This is a genomic window from Colwellia sp. E150_009 (genome assembly GCF_053543955.1).
Window position 1 is genome coordinate 1 of record NZ_JBHFOM010000064.1, and the last position, 18,284, is coordinate 18,284.

General features: G+C 35.9%; 14 protein-coding genes and 1 pseudogene. 4 read left to right on the top strand and 11 right to left on the bottom strand.

The features are described from left to right. The 8 genes from ACE1OF_RS18700 to ACE1OF_RS18735 form a co-directional block, all read right to left on the bottom strand. Positions 1-518 (bottom strand): 2-oxoadipate dioxygenase/decarboxylase family protein (locus ACE1OF_RS18700; protein ID WP_448896357.1); only part of this gene is annotated, 518 nt, incomplete at its 3' end. Positions 519-757: 239 nt separating this feature from the next. Beyond that, on the bottom strand, positions 758-2,227 hold the full coding sequence (gene astD, locus ACE1OF_RS18705) for a succinylglutamate-semialdehyde dehydrogenase (protein ID WP_448896359.1): 1,470 nt from the start codon (positions 2,225-2,227) through the stop codon (positions 758-760). A gap of 38 nt (positions 2,228-2,265) precedes the next feature. Further along, positions 2,266-3,291 carry an arginine N-succinyltransferase gene (gene astA / locus ACE1OF_RS18710; protein WP_448896360.1) on the bottom strand — a complete coding sequence of 342 codons (1,026 nt, stop codon included), beginning with the start codon at positions 3,289-3,291 and terminating at the stop codon, positions 2,266-2,268. A 76-nt stretch (positions 3,292-3,367) separates the two neighbouring features. Continuing rightward, positions 3,368-4,582, bottom strand: a complete 1,215-nt coding sequence (locus ACE1OF_RS18715; protein WP_448896361.1) for an aspartate aminotransferase family protein — start codon at positions 4,580-4,582, stop codon at positions 3,368-3,370. 347 nt (positions 4,583-4,929) lie between these two features. Continuing rightward, positions 4,930-6,075, bottom strand: a complete 1,146-nt coding sequence (locus ACE1OF_RS18720; RefSeq protein ID WP_448896363.1) for an HDOD domain-containing protein — start codon at positions 6,073-6,075, stop codon at positions 4,930-4,932. Positions 6,076-6,217: 142 nt separating this feature from the next. Further along, positions 6,218-6,799 (bottom strand): anthranilate synthase component II, encoded by a 582-nt coding sequence (locus ACE1OF_RS18725; protein ID WP_448896364.1) that lies wholly within the window; start codon positions 6,797-6,799, stop codon positions 6,218-6,220. Between the two features lie 169 nt (positions 6,800-6,968). Continuing rightward, positions 6,969-8,189 (bottom strand): alginate export family protein, encoded by a 1,221-nt coding sequence (locus tag ACE1OF_RS18730; RefSeq protein WP_448896365.1) that lies wholly within the window; start codon positions 8,187-8,189, stop codon positions 6,969-6,971. Positions 8,190-8,545: 356 nt separating this feature from the next. Continuing rightward, a complete protein-coding gene (locus tag ACE1OF_RS18735; RefSeq protein ID WP_448896366.1) occupies positions 8,546-9,847 on the bottom strand; it encodes a YcbX family protein in 1,302 nt (433 codons plus the stop codon). Between the two features lie 88 nt (positions 9,848-9,935). On the opposite strand from ACE1OF_RS18735, the gene mpl reads away from it, so the two are divergent. Further along, positions 9,936-11,327, top strand: a complete 1,392-nt coding sequence (gene mpl / locus ACE1OF_RS18740; RefSeq protein WP_448896368.1) for a UDP-N-acetylmuramate:L-alanyl-gamma-D-glutamyl-meso-diaminopimelate ligase — start codon at positions 9,936-9,938, stop codon at positions 11,325-11,327. 422 nt (positions 11,328-11,749) lie between these two features. After that, the gene (locus ACE1OF_RS18745) at positions 11,750-13,357 is read left to right on the top strand and encodes a methyl-accepting chemotaxis protein (RefSeq protein WP_448896369.1); all 1,608 of its coding nucleotides are present in this window, start codon (positions 11,750-11,752) and stop codon (positions 13,355-13,357) included. Positions 13,358-13,538: 181 nt separating this feature from the next. Here ACE1OF_RS18745 and rraA read toward each other — a convergent pair whose 3' ends face one another. After that, a complete protein-coding gene (gene rraA, locus ACE1OF_RS18750; protein ID WP_448896370.1) occupies positions 13,539-14,024 on the bottom strand; it encodes a ribonuclease E activity regulator RraA in 486 nt (161 codons plus the stop codon). 137 nt (positions 14,025-14,161) lie between these two features. Between rraA and ACE1OF_RS18755 the strand changes: the two genes are divergently transcribed. Then, positions 14,162-16,165, top strand: a complete 2,004-nt coding sequence (locus ACE1OF_RS18755; protein WP_448896372.1) for a putative bifunctional diguanylate cyclase/phosphodiesterase — start codon at positions 14,162-14,164, stop codon at positions 16,163-16,165. Positions 16,166-16,688: 523 nt separating this feature from the next. On the opposite strand, the pseudogene ACE1OF_RS18760 reads toward ACE1OF_RS18755, so the two are convergent. After that, positions 16,689-17,039, bottom strand: a pseudogene (locus ACE1OF_RS18760) (transposase); the annotation flags it as partial. A gap of 251 nt (positions 17,040-17,290) precedes the next feature. Between ACE1OF_RS18760 and ACE1OF_RS18765 the strand changes: the two are divergent. After that, the gene (locus ACE1OF_RS18765) at positions 17,291-17,917 is read left to right on the top strand and encodes a suppressor of fused domain protein (RefSeq protein WP_448896374.1); all 627 of its coding nucleotides are present in this window, start codon (positions 17,291-17,293) and stop codon (positions 17,915-17,917) included. A 34-nt stretch (positions 17,918-17,951) separates the two neighbouring features. Here ACE1OF_RS18765 and ACE1OF_RS18770 read toward each other — a convergent pair. Beyond that, the coding region (locus tag ACE1OF_RS18770; RefSeq protein ID WP_448896375.1) for a transposase at positions 17,952-18,284 on the bottom strand (333 nt) is incomplete at its 5' end.

Consider the following 18,284-nt stretch of genomic DNA (forward strand, 5'->3'; position numbering starts at 1 on the left):
CTTTCTAGATGGTTGATGCTAACAGTAAAGTGATTTGCACGATAACCCCAAGCGGCTAACCAAGCAGCATAGTCACTCTCAGCTAGTAATGTTTGATAATCTTTAAAACTAATTTTCCATGGTCGACCTGAATATAAAAAGTTGGGTTGCTCACTTATATTGTCGGGTAATTGTTCAACTAACGAGTGGATTATTTTTTGTACTGAAGGTGAGAATTCTTCTACACGCAGTTCGCTGACAAAAACTTTTGGCATAGAGGCATCCTGATGTTCAAAATGCTTGGCGGTTAATTTCTTTGCAACAAAATTATATTGGCCACACTCATCATATCCAAGAGCAATCAAGTGATTAGCAAACTTGTTTAAGTTGACTTTGTCAGTATTAAAAGTGCGATAGGCAACATGGTCGTTAACCACTTTTTTTCCATCACCTAAAAGTTGGTGTATATTGTTTGCTGAAGGGGTTACAGCAATATATTGCTGCCAAATATTATCAAAAAGTTTAGTTACTTGTGTCATAAGTTTTCCTTTATTTTAGCAATGGATAGATTATTAATTACAAAAAGGAGGTAATGGCAGTTATTGATTTTTCTTCGCAGGACTATGAGAAAGTTTGGTGATAACTGACGCTACCACCAATATTAGAGCTGATCGATACTCTTAAAGAAGTTGGGGCGAACCCCTTCTTCTCTTTGCTTGGTTAGCATATAAGTATCATTAAAATACATGGTTAGATCACATTCTTATTTCAGTAAGTATTACAGTTTTATACCAGGGCTTAATGTGGCTGGTAAGCTAACTTTTTCGGCTTCTACTGAGGCTATGGGGTAAGCACAATAGTCAGCAGCATAAAACGCACTTGCTCTGTGGTTACCACTTGCGCCTATACCACCAAAAGGCGCAGCACTACTTGCACCAGTAATTGGTTTATTCCAATTAACAATACCAGCACGAATACGGGTAAAGAAATGATCATATAAGGCTGCGCTGTCACTTAATAAACCTGCAGATAAACCAAAGCCTGTGTTATTGGCTTCGTTGATGGCCTCATCAAAATCAGTGTAACGATATACTTTTAATAGTGGGCCAAAATATTCTTCATCAGGAACATCGGCAACTATGTTGGTAACATCAACAATTCCAGGTGAAATAAAGCCAGTGTTTGCTTCTAAATGTTTTAATTCAAGTAATGGTGTTGCACCTAAGTTGATTAATTTCTGCTGCGCAGCAACTAAACCTAAAGCTGCTTTTTCAGAAATCATTGAACCAATAAAAGGTTGTTCCTCATCATCATAATAACCAATAGTGAGTGCTTTAGTTGCCTCAATAAGCTTCGCAATAATAGCATCGCCCTGTTCGCCTTGTTCAATGAATAAACGACGAGCACAGGTACAACGTTGTCCTGTTGTAACAAAAGCCGATTGAATAATATCGTGTACAACCGCAGTAACATCACTAATTTCTTTCACTATAAGTGGGTTGTTTCCTCCCATCTCTAAAGCTAAAATCTTTCCAGGTTGACCGCCAAACTGTTCGTGCAACAAGTGACCTGTGGTTGAACTGCCTGTAAAGAACAAACCATCTATCATTTTGTTACTAGCAAGTGCTTTACCTGTGTCTACCTCACCTTGAACCAGATTAATAACACCAGCAGGAAGCCCAGCTGCTTGCCATATTTTTACCATTTCCTCAGCAACTTTTGGTGTTAATTCACTTGGTTTAAATACAATGGTATTACCCGCGATAAGTGCAGGAACAATATGGCCATTAGGTAAATGCCCAGGGAAATTATAAGGACCAAATACAGCGACCACTCCATGAGGTTTATGACGAATAAATGCTTTTGCTCCAGGCATAGGGTTTTCGATTGTGCCTGTACGTTCTTTATAAGCATTGAGTGATATATTAATTTTGCCTATCATCGCACCAACTTCACCTAGCGTTTCCCAACGAGGCTTACCTGTTTCTAAGGATATGGTGTCTGCTAATGCGTCTTTGTTTTCACCTAAGAGTTCTGCGAACTTAGTGACTATGCTGACGCGATCTTCAAAGCAACGAGTAGACCAACTTTCAAAAGCATTACGAGCACTGCTAATTGCTAATTCAACTTGCTCAGGTGATGCTGTTTTACCTTGCCAGATCACTTCATTTTTTGCAGGGTTTAGTGAGGTAACATCATGACCTAAACCTGCTTGCCATTGACCATTAATAAATTGAACGTTTGACATGTTTATTCCTATGTTAATTTCTATGTTAGTTTAGGCTGTTAATTACTAATAAGGCGAATGAAATTACCTTCTTGTACTTGTAATGCTTGTGCTATATTACTGCTAAGTACGACTTGGTTTGCGGTTTCACGTAGCGATAATTTCGCTTGTATTGCTCTGAATTCTTCTACTTTGGTATTGCAAATAATGTATTTTTGATTACTTTGATCTTCATGGTTGTCATCAATAAGTACCTGATATTTATTGCTTTCTCGCACAGTTCTGATTTGACTTCTTTCCGCTTCAACCGTGGGGCCAGCATCAAAAATATCAATATACCCTCGACGAGAAAAACCTTCAGCTTTAAGTAAACGTAAGGCAGGTACAGTATTGTTGTGTACTTGGTTAATAACCTGCTGTGCTTCTTTATTGAGTAAACTGACGTAAACAGGGTATTTAGGCATTAATTCAGCAATAAAGTCTTTGTTTCCTATTCCTGTTAAGTAATCTGCTTTGGTAAACTCAATAGAAAGAAAATGTTCTTCAAGCCAATCATAAAAAGGGGATCTGCCATTTTCATCACTTACGCCTCGCATTTCAGCAATCACGCAATCAGAAAAGCGTTTGCTGTGTTCAGCGATAAATAAAAATCGACAGCGAGATAGGAAGCGTCCATTACTATCTTTGCGGTGGCTTTCTTGTAAAAACAAAGTACAAATTTCAGTTGCACCAGTGTAATCATTACAAAGTGAAAGTGTTTCAACGGTATTATGAATATTCAATTCACGCGAACTATGAACCACTTTACCTAAGTGGTAGTGATAAAATGCATTATCTAAGCCAACGGCTGCTTCAATACCTGTGGTACCAACAACTTGACCTGTTTCGGTATCTTCCATCACAAACAAATAGCCCTGATTACCTGGTTGACTTACTTGCGCTTTAAATGACTCTTCTGAGTGCATTATACGTTTTTTTAAAATGTCTTCGTTAACAGGTAATGACGTGAAACCATGGCCTGATTCAATGGCTATACGATATAAGTCGTCATAATCATTCATTCTTATAGGACGGATGATAATCATAAATAGTTCTCGATGATTAAAAGAAACTATTGCCGCCTATAAACTAGGTAGCAATAGTTTTGGGTAGGGTTTTATCTTAAGATGCTATATTAGCAACTGCCTTTTCAAAGCGTGCTAGCCCCTCTTTTATATCTTCCTCGGGAATAATTAACGAAGGTGCAAAGCGAACTATATTAGCCCCAGCAACTAAAGTCATTACACCTTCGCTCATAGCTGCGATTAAAAAGTCTTTTGCTTTACCTTGGTATGCGTCATTTAACACAGCACCAATTAATAAACCTTTACCACGTATTTCTTTAAAGACATTGTATTTAGCATTGATGGCTTGTAAGCCATCAACAAAAATTTGTGCTTTTGTTTTTATACCATTAAGTACTTCTGGCGTATTTACCACATCAATAACGGCTTCACTTACGGCACAAGCGAGTGGGTTGCCACCATATGTACTGCCATGAGTACCTACTTTTAGATGTTGGGCAATATCAGTGGTTGTTAACATAGCACCAATAGGAAAACCGCCACCTAAGCCTTTAGCTGATGTTAAAATATCAGGTGTAACACCTAAATCCATATAAGCATAAAAAGACCCTAAACGACCAACGCCTGTTTGTACTTCATCAAAAATTAATAAGGCATTATGTTGGTTACATAATTCACGAACACCTTTAATAAATTCATTAGTAGGAGAAATAATACCACCTTCACCTTGTAAAGGTTCGAGCATGATGGCACAAGTTTTATCAGAAATCAGAGCTTTTACACTGTCTAAATTATTATATTCAGCATGAACAATATCACCTGGTTTTGGACCAAAACCATCAGAATATGCTGCTTGCCCACCTACGGTAACAGTAAAGAATGTACGGCCGTGAAAGCCTTGGTTAAAAGCAATAATCTGCGATTTCTCACTACCGTGTACCTCAAGTGCCCAACGACGTGCCAGTTTTAATGCCGCCTCGTTTGATTCTGCACCCGAGTTAGCAAAATACACTTTTTCTGCAAATGTGTTGTCAACTAATTTTTTAGCTAAACGTAAGGCTGGTTCATTGGTCATTACATTAGACAAATGCCAAATTTTTTCACTTTGTGCTTGTAATGCACCAACTGCTGCAGGATGACAATGACCTAAGCAATTTACAGCGATACCGCCAGCAAAATCAACATACTCATTATTTTGTTGATCCCAAACACGAGAGCCTTGACCGCGCACGGGTATTACAGCAGAAGGGGCATAATTAGGTACCATAACTTCATCAAATAACTCGCGATTTACAGAAAACTGTTCTGACATTTCAAACTCCTCAAAAAATGGATAACTATATTTGCATGGGTAATACTAGTTTAGTATATAAGCAATAAGTTTTATCTTGCTAAGAATATTTTTCAGCGTATAAAAAATAGAAGGTTATTATGACAGGAAAAAAACATGCTGTCTTGCTTGAATTGGCTGTAGGCTAGTAAAAACAAAGCTTTGACAGTTTTTATTCAGATTAAATGAATATTTATAGTTGCAATAAAAAATACAAAAAAGTTCTTTTTGTTTAACATAGGTAGTTTGGTTAAGTGAAAATGGTTATTTAGATATTTTAATAAATAATCAAAAATAATTTGGCTACAACGGGTAGAAATGAGTAGAAATTAGTTAAATTTTAACTTTATGTGGTCTATATCACTTGCATTAAGTAAAGAAATATCGCTTTCACTCAGTTTTGCCGCGTTAAATAAAGTTGTTTTTTCTTCATCAGTAATTAAATTATTTTTTGCTAAATTACGATAACTAATATAAGCCTTTGCTTTGGTAACTATTTGGGCGATAGAGCACATCTTATCTATTGTATCAGCATAGGCTAGGTCAAACATTGCTTCAGTTATTGTTAACCGATCAAAGTTCATTAATTCTATTAATTCAGCTGATAATTTACTACTACGTAGTACTAATTGTTCAAGTAACAGCTCGGGAGGGTTTTTAATTGTGACTAGAATATTATGTAAACGTTTATCTTTTGTATTAAAAGCATCACGTAATTCTTGTTTGTACATTCGATTATAAGTAGTTAAAAAACAGCGAGTAATGGCAAGTTTACCTATATTAGACAACATACCCGTAGTAAAGGCTGTATAACGATTAATACCCGAATGTTCTGCAAGTGTACTTGAGGCTAGTGCGATAGATAAGCTTTCATTCCATAGTTTTCGCTTCATTAAGCTAAATGGTGCGGTACTTATAGGGAGCCAATGCTTTAAAATAAAAGTTGGCATTACTAATTTTAAGTTCTCTATGCCCAAATAACTCAAGGCAAGTTTAGCATCATTTACTTGCACGTCAGCGCGCTTTCGGTATTGAGGTTTATTCACTAAAGTAACGATGTCAGTTGCTAGCCAAGGTAATGAGGTCGCTAAGGGTTTTATTTTATTAATTGAGGTTGCTCGTAAAGAAAGTAACTCTAAAATCATTGGGGCAGCTTCTTCAATACTAAGTACACGATTATATAAGTGTGCTTTATTATCAAATTCTTCATTGATTTTTTTATTTACTTGCGCGAAAAATGTGGCCATTACTTGTTTGCGAAAGTGTTCTTCACCATGTGCTGCTACGATTTTTTCTTGTTGTGCTTTTACTTCAACAGACAATAATTCTCTGCGGCGGTTTTCTTGCTCACTGCCTTGAAAATCAACAAGATTTATTTTGCCATTACGTTGCTCAGCAAAGTCTTTACTAATAGCTAAACTAATAGCTTGTTGATGTATTGCAGAAAGCGTGTCGTTATTGTCAAAAAATAGCATAGGATTTAATTAGTGCCTTACAAGCCTGCTTTTTATTTCAAAAAGTATAAAGTAAAAGTTATTCTAAGGTTATCGGTTTATGTAATCAAAGTATTAATGAGAGAAAAAACGTTTTATTTGTCTAAATTTCTTTTGTTATGGACTACGCCATTGCTAGAAAATTTTTCAATAATGCTGAACCCTGCTCTGTTAGTATAGACTCAGGATGGAATTGAACGCTGCAAAGAGCAAGCTTTTTATGTTGTAAAGCCATAATTTCATCTTTGTTGCCTAACTCATCTAGACTCCAAGCAGTTATCATTAAGTCATCAGGTAATGATGATTGTTCTACAACCAGTGAATGGTATCGAGTTACTTGTAAAGATTGTTTAATGTTTTGAAATAATCCTGATTCGCTGTGTGTAATAGTACTTGTTTTACCATGCATTAATTTTTTAGCTTTGATTATTTTAGCGCCAAAATGTTGGGCAATACATTGGTGACCTAAACAGACACCGAGTAAAGGGATCTTTCCAGAAAATTGCTTTACAACAGCTAACGAAATGCCCGCACTATCGGGGTTACATGGTCCAGGAGAAATAACTAAATAGTCGGGGTTGAGTTGGTCGATCTCAAATAAGCTAATTTCATCGTGTCTAGCCACTTTCACTTCTTGACCTAACGCCTGAAAATAGTGCACTAAATTATACGTAAATGAGTCGTAATTGTCGATCATCAATAACAATAGAAAAGCCTAACCGTAAAAAACCGCGGTTATTCTAATCGTTTTATCGCCAAGTTGGAAGTTAGAAAACAGTACAACAAAGTATTTATTTTTGAAATAAAAAGGAGTTTTGATTAACACCAAAACTCCTATACTCTTTTATAAATTATCTTTTATAAATTAATTTTTATTAAAATTTAGCAACGGCTTGTAACCATAGTTTGTTAGTGTCTGTTGAGTAATCATCAGCACTATAATTAGCAAATTTAGCTAAAAGACTATAGTTTTTATTTACTTGGTAATTAGCTACTAAATCTAATTCGTTACCGTAATCAATATCATTAGCGTCAGAAGTTAGGTTGTGATAGGTTGCGCTTAATTTAACACCTGCAACAGCGCCTTTAACAGTTACATAAATATCTTGAACACCGTTTGCTGGCGTACCTAAGAATTTATCAGCCCAACCTTGGAATTTATGTAGTGTGGCAAATGGTGTGCTGAAAGCAACACCATTATCACTACCAAGCAATTCATAGCCGCCTAACACCGTGACTTTACCTAACTTAGAACCAATTTCAGCATTGATATAATTTGCATCAAAACTGTTAGCATTATCACCATTGTCACTTTGTGTTGCTAGGCTTGCATTAACAAAAACTGCATCAAATTTACCATTATATAAGGCGCCATAAGTGCTAGTAGATAGTGCAGCAGCTGTGTCAAAGTCAAGAATATAGGCAAAAGCTGTTATCTTGTGTGCTTTATTTACTTTGTAAGCGGCATTAATAAAATGAAAATCACCGCCTAAATCAGATTTTGCATCGTCAGCAAAAATACGATTAGCATTATGAATGTAGCTGTAATCTAAAGATAAAGCGTCATTAAGTGCGTATTCAATACGTACACCATCATAAGTTTGTTCGTTTTGTCTCCAGCCTACACCCCCAACAAAACGTTGGTTGTTATGTAAAATGCGTTGACGACCAGCCGTTGCTTTCAGATCACCATTAGTATATTTAATATATGCTTGGTTAACATCGGTAATTTCAGGATCTGCAATGACTGAATCTGTTGGGTTGTTTCCTGCTGCATCATTATAGTCATCAACGATAGCAGTCACATTGTCTACTTCTAATCCGAGTGAAAAACCTTGGTACGCACCCGTATTTAGTGTTAAACGGCTTTTTAAGGTAAGTGCATCTGCATCTTTGTCAGCAGCGCCTGATGCACCATCTTCGTCAACCGCTTCATAACGAGCACGAAATGAAATATTAACTTTACTGTCAGCTAGGGCATCAGAGATGCTTTTGCCATGTGCAGGATCAGCAGCAAATGCTGAAGGAGCAGATAGAATAGCCGCAGTTAATACTGAGAGGGCAAATTTGTTTGTATTCAAAATTTTTGTTTTCATTGTATTATTCCCGTTTTATGTTTTATAAATCAATTAAAGTGTTAGTTAGTACAGTGATTATTTTTTTTGTTGATTTGTACTTTTTGTGGGCTTAATTCTTACACTCTGTTTGATTTTAAAAGTTGATTTAAATCAATTTCTAAAATCAACTTTTTTAATTACGGAAGTCTGTTGATTTATATCAATCTTTTGTGGTTTTTGTTTAGTTAATTGATAAGCGTCAATGCAGCAGGCAAGTTTGAACATGTATAAGGGATGCTCGTGCAATTAATACATTTTATTGACGAGCAATTGAAAAGAAAAGGTAAGTTTTTAATGGTGATAAATGTCAACCTAGTTTCACATCATATAAAATATTATGTATGTTTAATGACCACATCACTTATTGCAATGGTTGAGCAACATAAAATATACCCTTCATCTATTTCTTGAGCAGTTAAACCATTAAAGCCATCTATAGGTAATTGTTTTACTTCACCACTGATTAGTTTGGCTTTGCAGCGACCACACATGCCAGCACGACATGAATAAGGTAATATAAGTCCAGCATCTTCGCCATTTTCTAATAGTGTTTTTGCCTGTTCATTGTCTTGAATATTAGTATTTGGAGTAGGAGAGGGGATTTGGTACTTTTTGTTCCACTTTTCAAAAACAATGTTTAGCTTTTTGCTTACTGACTTGTCCACAATACGATCGGTTAGATTATCACCATTTTCTATGTTGTTAACTTTTTTGCTATGACTCGCGGTAGTCGTTGTTTGTGTTGCTGGTTCAGATATAACAAAAATAGGGGGTTTTTGTTTACTGGTAATAGTTAACTCATCTCCTGTATTTATAGTGCCACTATTGAGCGCTATTAAATTTTGACCAAACAGCACTTCACCATGCGGGCTTTGTCTAAAAGAGGTTAACATGCGTAATGGTTGTTGTTGTGGATGTTTTTCACCAGTTTTAGGATTAATGGTAGTAAATACACAGCGTTCACAAGGTTTACTTACCTTGAACTCAACATCGCCAATACGAATATGTTGCCAAGTGTCTTCAGCAAAAGGCGGTGTGTTTTCGACAACAATATTTGGCCTAAATTGTGCCATCGACACCATTTCTTGAATATTATTACTACAGCTTTCACTGTTAGGTTGACTGTCTAATAATCGTGCATTGAGATCATCTAACGATGCTTGAGAAATGAGTAGCAAAGGGTAACCATCAGCAAATGCTAGTTTTCGAGCATTATCCGAATTAGCGCTTCTTTCACGATAAGAGTCTTCACCAAAGAATAGTAAAATACAGGGGCGTTGTAAGTACTCACCGAACCATGAATTGGCTTTTTCAGTACAAAGTTGCCCGTCAATACTATCTCCCCAAACAGTTACTTTTTGGTAGTGAGGTGTGAATGCTGTATAGGTTAAAGCCAACGTTGGCATATTGGGAGCAGATAATGTTAACCCATGGGGGGACAGTTTTGTTTGTACTAAACATAATTTTGGCTCTGTTCTCGCTGTAATAAATTGCCCAGAAAGATCGCTGACAACAAACCGACGGTCAAAGGTTAGCCCTAAGGCATCAATTTTTGTAGAGTGTAATTTAATCCCCGCAGTTGATTTAATAGGGTAAATATGAAGACTACTCACTTTTGCTGTTGGTTTTACTGACATTTCATGTCCAATATATTTTTACTTGTGATAAGTGGATACGGTATATTAACCGTTATAATTTTTCATCTTATTTCAGTATTTTTCTTTCATGACAAAAAAAATTAAACATGTACACATTCTCGGCATTTGCGGCACCTTTATGGGAGGCATTGCTGCATTAGCCAAAGCGTTAGGTTTTCGGGTTACAGGTTGCGATGCCCACGTTTATCCGCCTATGAGTACTCAATTAGAGCAATTGGGCATAGAGTTAATGCAGGGTTATCAAATACAGCACTTTGATGATGAACCTGACCTTGTAATTGTTGGTAATGCCATGTCTCGTGGAAATGTAATGGTGGAATATATGCTTGATCGAAATATTCCCTACACTTCAGGCCCGCAGTGGCTGTTAGAAAACGTACTGAAAGATCGTTGGGTACTTGCCGTGTCAGGCACTCATGGTAAAACAACCACCAGTAGTATGTTAACGTGGATTTTAGAATACGCACAATTATCTCCAGGCTTTTTAATTGGTGGTGTACCGCAAAATTTTGATTGTTCCGCACGATTAGGTGATGCGCCTTTTTTTGTTATTGAAGCCGATGAATATGACACGGCTTTTTTTGATAAACGTTCTAAATTTGTACATTACCGTCCAAGAACCTTAGTTATTAATAATCTAGAATTTGATCACGGCGATATTTTTAATGATTTATCAGACATACAACGGCAGTTTCATCACCTTATTCGTATGGTACCCAGTAATGGATTAATTTTATCTCCAAATAATGAAGTAGCCATAACAGAAACCTTAGCAATGGGATGTTGGACACCGACTGAGCAAAGTGCTTGTGAGCAAGGCTGGCAAGCACAAAAAATAGTGGCTGATGGTAGTGAATTTAAGGTTATTTTTAATGGTCAGGAACAAGGCACAGTTAAGTGGGGATTAATTGGAGACTTCAATATCGACAATGCCTTGATGGCTATCTCTGCTGCCCGTCATGCTGGAGTGCCGAGTCATATTGCGATTGACGCTTTGGCAGAATTTATTAACACCAAACGTCGTTTAGAATTGCGTGGTAGTGTTAATAATATTCAAGTGTATGATGATTTTGCCCATCACCCAACAGCTATCGCAAAAACATTGGCTGGCGTGCGTTCTAAAGTAGACAGTAATTCTCATCAAGGGCGAGTTATCGCGGTATTAGAACCGCGTTCTAATACAATGAAATCAGGTGTGCATCAGAATACTTTACCTGCTTCTTTGCGCCAAGCTGATCATGTATTCTTGTTTCAGGGAGAGCATGTAAAATGGTCAGTGAGTGATTTAATTGCTAACTGTCAGTCTCCTTGCATTGTTGAAGAGAATATTAGTGAATTGGTAACTAAAATTACAGCGTATGCGCAAGCGGGTGACAGTATTGTGGTGATGAGCAATGGTTCGTTTAATTCAATTCATGAAAAATTACTAAAAAGTCTTCATTTGAAATACCAAATGTAGTGATGAGATCTTGAATGAAATAACCAGTTAAAGGTATAAGTTCATAGCATTTTATTATGAAAAAACAATAAAGTGTGAGATAAATCAATAAACAGTAATCTTTTTATTTTTTTTTAACTAGGGCACTATATTATGTATTGCGCTTTTTGTTGTTCTGCTTTTGAAGCCTAAAGCTTTGAAAGAAAAAGAAGTTATGGGGGAGTAACCTCGCTTACTCCTTTTATACGCAAGGCATGATTACAAGTGGTAAATATATATGTGATAAATGAAGGAAAACAGGATATATTGCTTCTTATTACAGACAAAAGAGATAGAAAATAGTAAATTGTATTAGCCATATGTGAAATCTGTACGCATGTACGATTCAGTGAGTAGGTTGTGGTGTCAGCCCTCTATTCGATTACCGATTAATAGGATGAAATATGCTTGAAAATATGTCTTTAGCTAAAAAAATTAATGTGTCACTTGTTATTATTGCATTGGTTTTTTTAAGTACAACAATCTTTTTTTTCTATGATGATGAACGGGAATTAGCAGAGCATTTTGTAGAGAAAAACTTGGAAAGTTTAGCACTGAATTATTTTGATTCGGTCAATACGATGATGTTGACTGGAACTATTGCTAATAGGCAAATTATTCAAGATAAAATTGTTAGTCAGGATGATATTGTTGAAGCGAGAATTCTTCGGGCTCCTGCCTTAACTAAAGTGTTTGGTAATGGTCATGAAGATCAAAGTGCAAAGTCAACATTTGAACATCAAGGTTTATCAGGCACTCAAGCGTTTGAAAAATTCACTGAAAACGGGAAAAACATGATGAGTTTTATCATGCCTATTATAGCAAGTGATGACTATAGGGGGACAAATTGTTTAACTTGTCATCAAGTAGAAAATGGTGAAATTTTAGGGGCAGTAAAAATCACTTATGATTTATCTTCTGTTAATAAAACCATCACTAATTCAATTACCCATGCCACAATATTACAACTTATTATTACTATCATCAGTTTTGGTTTACTAAGCTACACGCTCAAAAAATTAGTGTTCTTTAGACTAAATAGATTACGCACAACAATTAAAAGTGTTGAAGAAAGTCTTGATTTGAATAAAGAAATTAAAGTGAATTATAATGATGAGCTTGGCGCAGTAAGTTCTGCACTAAATGGAATGATGAAAACATTTAAACATAGTTTCTTATCTATATCTGATGCAACTGAAAAACTAACGCTTTCTGCACAAAGTGTTGATGAAATATCATCGTTAACACGAGCCGCTGTTTTAGAACAAAAAAATGGCACAGACTCTGTGGCAGCAGCCATCAATGAACTTGATGCTTCAGCTAATGAAGTGCAACAAAATACACAAAGCGCAGCTGATAAGTCTGTATCAGCAAGAGAGCGAGCATCACAAGGTTTAGCACTGGTTGAAGAAGCCAAAAAAGGTATTAATGAATTACGAGATAAAGTCATTAACAACACGAGTATGATAACTGAGCTTAGCAATAAAACTAATGAAGTTAGTAGTGTACTTGAAGTGATTACAGCGATAGCCGAACAAACTAATTTATTGGCCCTTAATGCGGCAATTGAAGCGGCTCGGGCGGGTGAACAAGGTAGAGGTTTTGCTGTTGTTGCTGATGAAGTACGTTCATTAGCAACCCGTACACGTGAAACAATTGACCAAATACAGTCAACCATCGGCTCTTTACAACATGATGCTAAAAGTGCAGTAGATTCAATGAATGATGCAAGCCAACAAGCTAATGAAAAAGCGGAAGATGTTGCTAATGTCGCGAGTTTATTAGTTGATATTACATCGCAAATTAAAGAATTAGATGAGCTTAATTGCCAAATTTCAGATGCAGCTAAACAACAAAATTTAGCCGCGGAAGAAATTAATATAAATGTTGTTAATATTAGCGATGTTGCCGAGAAATCAAGTATTGATGCTATTCGAGGTAAAGAGATAAGTGAGCATTTACTTGCGTTGGCCAATGATTTGAATGAACAACTTGCGAAGTTCAAATTATAGTAGGCCTGAGTTAATTCATTGACAACCTGAGGTGAGCTTTGATTAACATCCTTATGAATAAGGGTGTTAATCTCTCTGAAATATGAATCGAGCCTAAACCCTCTTAGCTGAATAAATTAGTTAAATACACTCTAGGCTATACGATAGAATTTTAATGCAGCTAAAGCACTTAATTGCCCGTTTATTCTATGTCTAATGGTTCTGGCGATAAAATAATACCTGTGTTGTCAGCATAAATATGATCATCAGGTAAAATAGTTACCCCACCAAAGTTGATAGCAATATCACATTCGCCAAATTCATTATCATTTGCGCCGACAGGAATCGACACTAAACCTTGAATGCCTATTTCTATTTCTTCAATAGCATCTACATCGCGAACACTGCCATAACAAACAATACCTTCCCACCCGTTACTAGCAGCCGTTTCAGCAATATTAACATCAATTAGCGCTCGTCTTGTAGAGCCACCACCGTCGATCACAAGCACTTTACTTTTACCGTCCATCTGAACAATTTTTTCAATTAATCCTGTGCCTTCAAAGCATTTTATCGTGACAACCTTGCCACCGAAAGAATGTCTGCCACCATAATTACTAAAGATGGGGTCAACGACATCAACTAAATTAGCGTAAGTGTCACATAATTGTGAGGTATCATATTCCATAATAATAATCTTTGATTTAAGCAAAAGTTACTAGCTAGTATAACGTGTTGTAATGAGAATAAAATAGAGACTTGTATTTTAGTGTAAAACTCTTTTTAATATGTTAACTATTTATCTCCAAAAACAGCATATATTTAATGTTTGTAACGCTAGACTCATTAGCCATGTTATCTGCCACTCAGGCAATCATTTTCGCACTTTTAGCATTTATATTTTTTATGTATTTTCGCTCTTTTAACCGTGAATATATGAAATATTGGGTATATAGCTTAATTTCGTTAAGCTGTCACTACGCCAGCTCCGCTTTATTAAATAATACCATAAGCCTTAAAAGTGGCTCATATGCTCAGTTGCTATACCATCAAGCGCAACAGGTTGGATTATATTTATTCTTAACCTTTTTATTGCTTGGTCTTTATAATGCCAAAAAACGAGTGAAACCAACAAAAAAACTTGTTGTAACGGTGATTAGCTTAGCTGTGTTTATTGGGTTAAGTGTGGGAACGCTTTATTTTTTTGAAGAAAATAACGTCTTTAATCGTTTTTACCTTAAGATCAGCTTACAAAATATTATTTTTGCTTGTTGCCTATTAATTGCTAGCTTCTATCTTTTTGTCGACAAAACTGTACACTTTTCAAGTAATTTGTTACTTACTTTTTTTCTTATTTTAGGTGTTCGCCATTTATTTAATTTATTTATTACCTTTATTGGTTTAACTGAGCCATGGTTCAACTATATTGGCTTGTTATTACTGTATTTTGATGTGGGTGCTTATAGTATTTTAGGGGTTATATTGTTACTTTGGATGCAAGGCTCTGAGCGTAATATGGCCGTAAATGCTATTAGTCGTGCACAATATTTAGGTATGCATGATTCATTAACGGGAGCTTTAAACCGAAGCCAAGTAATGGAAAAACTCTCCGAGGCCATCATTATTGCTAGCGAAAAGTCGTATCAGTTGGCTATATTTTTAATTGATATAAAACAGTTTAAATTTATTAATGATACTTATGGTTTGAAAACTGGCGATTTTATTCTTGGAGAAATAGCGAATCGCTTAAATAATAGTATGCTAATACCGCAAGCTGTTGGGCGTCTTAGCGGCGATTCATTTATGTTTGTTGTTGAATATAATGACAGTGCCTCACTAAATAAAATACCTGTTCATTTGCATCAACTCATTAGTCAACCTTATACCGATGAGCACCAAGAAGTGAATATACAAGCGAGTATTGGTTTCTGCACTTACCCCGAAAATGGCGATAATGAGGAAGACTTATTACAAAATGCTAATCTTGCTTTACATCATGCTGAAACAAATAATATTCCTACTATTGCGTTTGAATCAGGCATGCAAGCAGAAGGGCGACGGTTAGTATTAAAAGAAAAAGAACTTAAACTAGCCATTTATAATGATGAATTTGTGCTTTATTATCAACCTCAACTTAATCTTATTACTAATCGATTAGAGGGCGTTGAAGCTTTAGTACGTTGGCAACATCCCGAAAAAGGCTTGTTGCAACCTGTAAGCTTTTTAAAAGATATTGAAGCGTTAAATATGAATAGTGAGTTTGATAACTATATTTTAAATAAAGCGTGCAGTGCAAATGCAAGGTGGTATGAAAAATATAAGCGACGAATTGCTATTGCTGTCAATATCACAGCAGTAGAGTTTCAGGATCCTAACTTAGTGAGTAATATTCAAACTTTATTATTAGAAAAAAAACTATCGCCTAAATATTTAGAGTTAGAAATAACAGAAAATGTTGTTATGACAGATATAGCTACAGCCATGAATACAATTACCGCATTACAAAATATGGGAATTAAGGTATCTATTGACGACTTTGGTACAGGTTATTCTTCTTTAGCATACTTGCGTAAATTACCTATAGATACAATTAAAATAGACCGTAGTTTTATTACTGAAGTCGCGACAAATGATTCAGATTTGGCCATTGTTAAGTCAATGATCAATCTTTCTCAAGGGCTAGGAAAGCGGGTGCTTGCAGAAGGCGTAGAAAATAAAGATCAACTTAATGTATTGCGTAACTTAGGCTGTGATGCGGTGCAAGGCTACTTTATTGATAAACCTTTACCTGAAGAAAAGTTAGTTACTTATTTAACAAGGAGGGAGTAAAGTTATCTACCCTTCTTCCTTTTCCTCTGAAAATAAATAATGTTTTGGCTTCATCATGCGTTAAAACAGTGGGTATTGTTATATGTGCCGCAATATCAGAGCCTAAATAAACTGTTTTATGGTGAGAGAATCCATTTTCTTTAGCGCAATTATAAACAGGTGAGCCCTCACTATATCAATAATAAATTGATTGATATTTTCTTTTGTTGCCGAAGCCATATGCCTTAAATGCACTCGACCAAAAACTTTAGGCTCGAGTAGTTCTATTGCAATAAGAACAACTGTTTCATACCATTAGTTTTATTAATTAAGTGATCTATTTTATACGTAGAAAAAATTGCCAAATACAAGGTATTTATTTCAATAACTAGTTGTTCTAATTATTAAATAAATAACGATGTAGTTGGTGATTTTAGCAAGTAGAAATGATCACATAGTTAGTGAGATTGGTATTACTTTTACCATTCTGATTTTTGGTTCTTTTTCTAGGTACTATGCCACCAATAAAAGTTTCATCAATTTAAACTAACCCTAACAGTTTTTCTCTTTCTGGATTAACCATAGTTGAACGTAGCTTATGTAATAAGGTTCAAGATGTCTGATAACTTCCAAGGCCAAGAAGACGCTGTATTTCTAGAGCACTAACGCCATTTTTCTGATTAGTGATATACCAAACAGCACATTTTAACGAACTGTTTTTTAATTTGTATGGGGTTTTATTCACATAACACCGAGGACATGTGAAGCCGTCAGGCCAACGGATTTTGTAAATATAATCCCAACAGGCTTCATCGTTGTGGAACCAGTCGATAAACTGGTTCCAATTTTTAGGGTAATCTATACCTGATTTAAGTAAATTTGAATCCTTTGTTATTACTACATATTGGCATAGGTCGGGCTAAGCGGATAGTCCTTATGTATAGACAGTAACCCTTGTTTTGTCCAATAACATTATTACAAGCCGTTTTGGGGCGTAACAACAAAGGTTATTTTAAAATACATATAATCATTTGTTTACAAAGGTGTTTTTTAATGAAATTATTAATGCACGTAATATACGCCGTTTTGGGGTGTTATAAACCCCCAAAATGGTGTTCAATAAGCTGTTATAACTAAAGGAAGATTATGAGTCTGCTGGAAGATTCGTGGGAACAAAGAGAAGAACAAGTATATCCAGAATTATTTGGCGGTACTGGTGAAGGTATTTACCCGTTAGATGCCTCTCTATTCAAAAATCAATTTGGCATCGACAGCATTGATCCTAGATGGTTACATTTTGGTGTTTTCAAATGTGCTCCAACGAGTGACAGAAAAACTTGGGTTTATGTCACCTCTGGCATGTCTAATACATGGGAGTCAGATGACCCGCAAGAGTATTCAGGTTTCGGAACTGAGTTTATCCTCGAAACAAATAAGGAAAGTGATTGGGCTATAAATGCGTTACGTAGTTTAGTAGCTTTCAATATTCTTGTGTCCGTTGGTCATTATGGTGATAAACCTCTAGTTGACTATGGAGACCGCATTCCAATGAAAATTGAGCCGAATATTTCAAGCTTAATGGTTGTAAAGCCAAATCAATTCCCTGAATCATTCGACTTAATATCTGGTAAAGTCGATATACTGCAAATTACAGGTATTACAGCTCAAGAATTGGATTACGCAAAAGAGAATAGCTCAGAGGAATTAGCAAATAAGCTATTCGAATATCAGGGTTCATTTACTATAAAACCTGATAGGTTAGGTGTAATTTAGTTATAACAACACGCCCTGAGGTGGACAGCAAGCTCTAAAACTTACTTTCCACCGCATATTTTAATAGCGGAGCCCCTTTGCTTTTCAGTGCTTGCAAGTATCTCGATTCATCATAAGCAGTTCTTGTTTTCCAACACCTAAATAGTATTCTTATCCACTTAAAAGCAAGCGCTCTGATGATGGTGTTATGAGGTTTCCCTTTGCTTTCTTGCTGACAATAATACGCTTTGGCCCAAAACGAATACCGTACTGTTTGTCCAGCCCACTCAACGAAGGTTTGCCGTAAAAATTTAGTGCAGGAATAACGCCAATGTATCCATTCTTTTTTGCCACTGCGTTCCGTAACAGGCGCTATTCCTGCGTACTT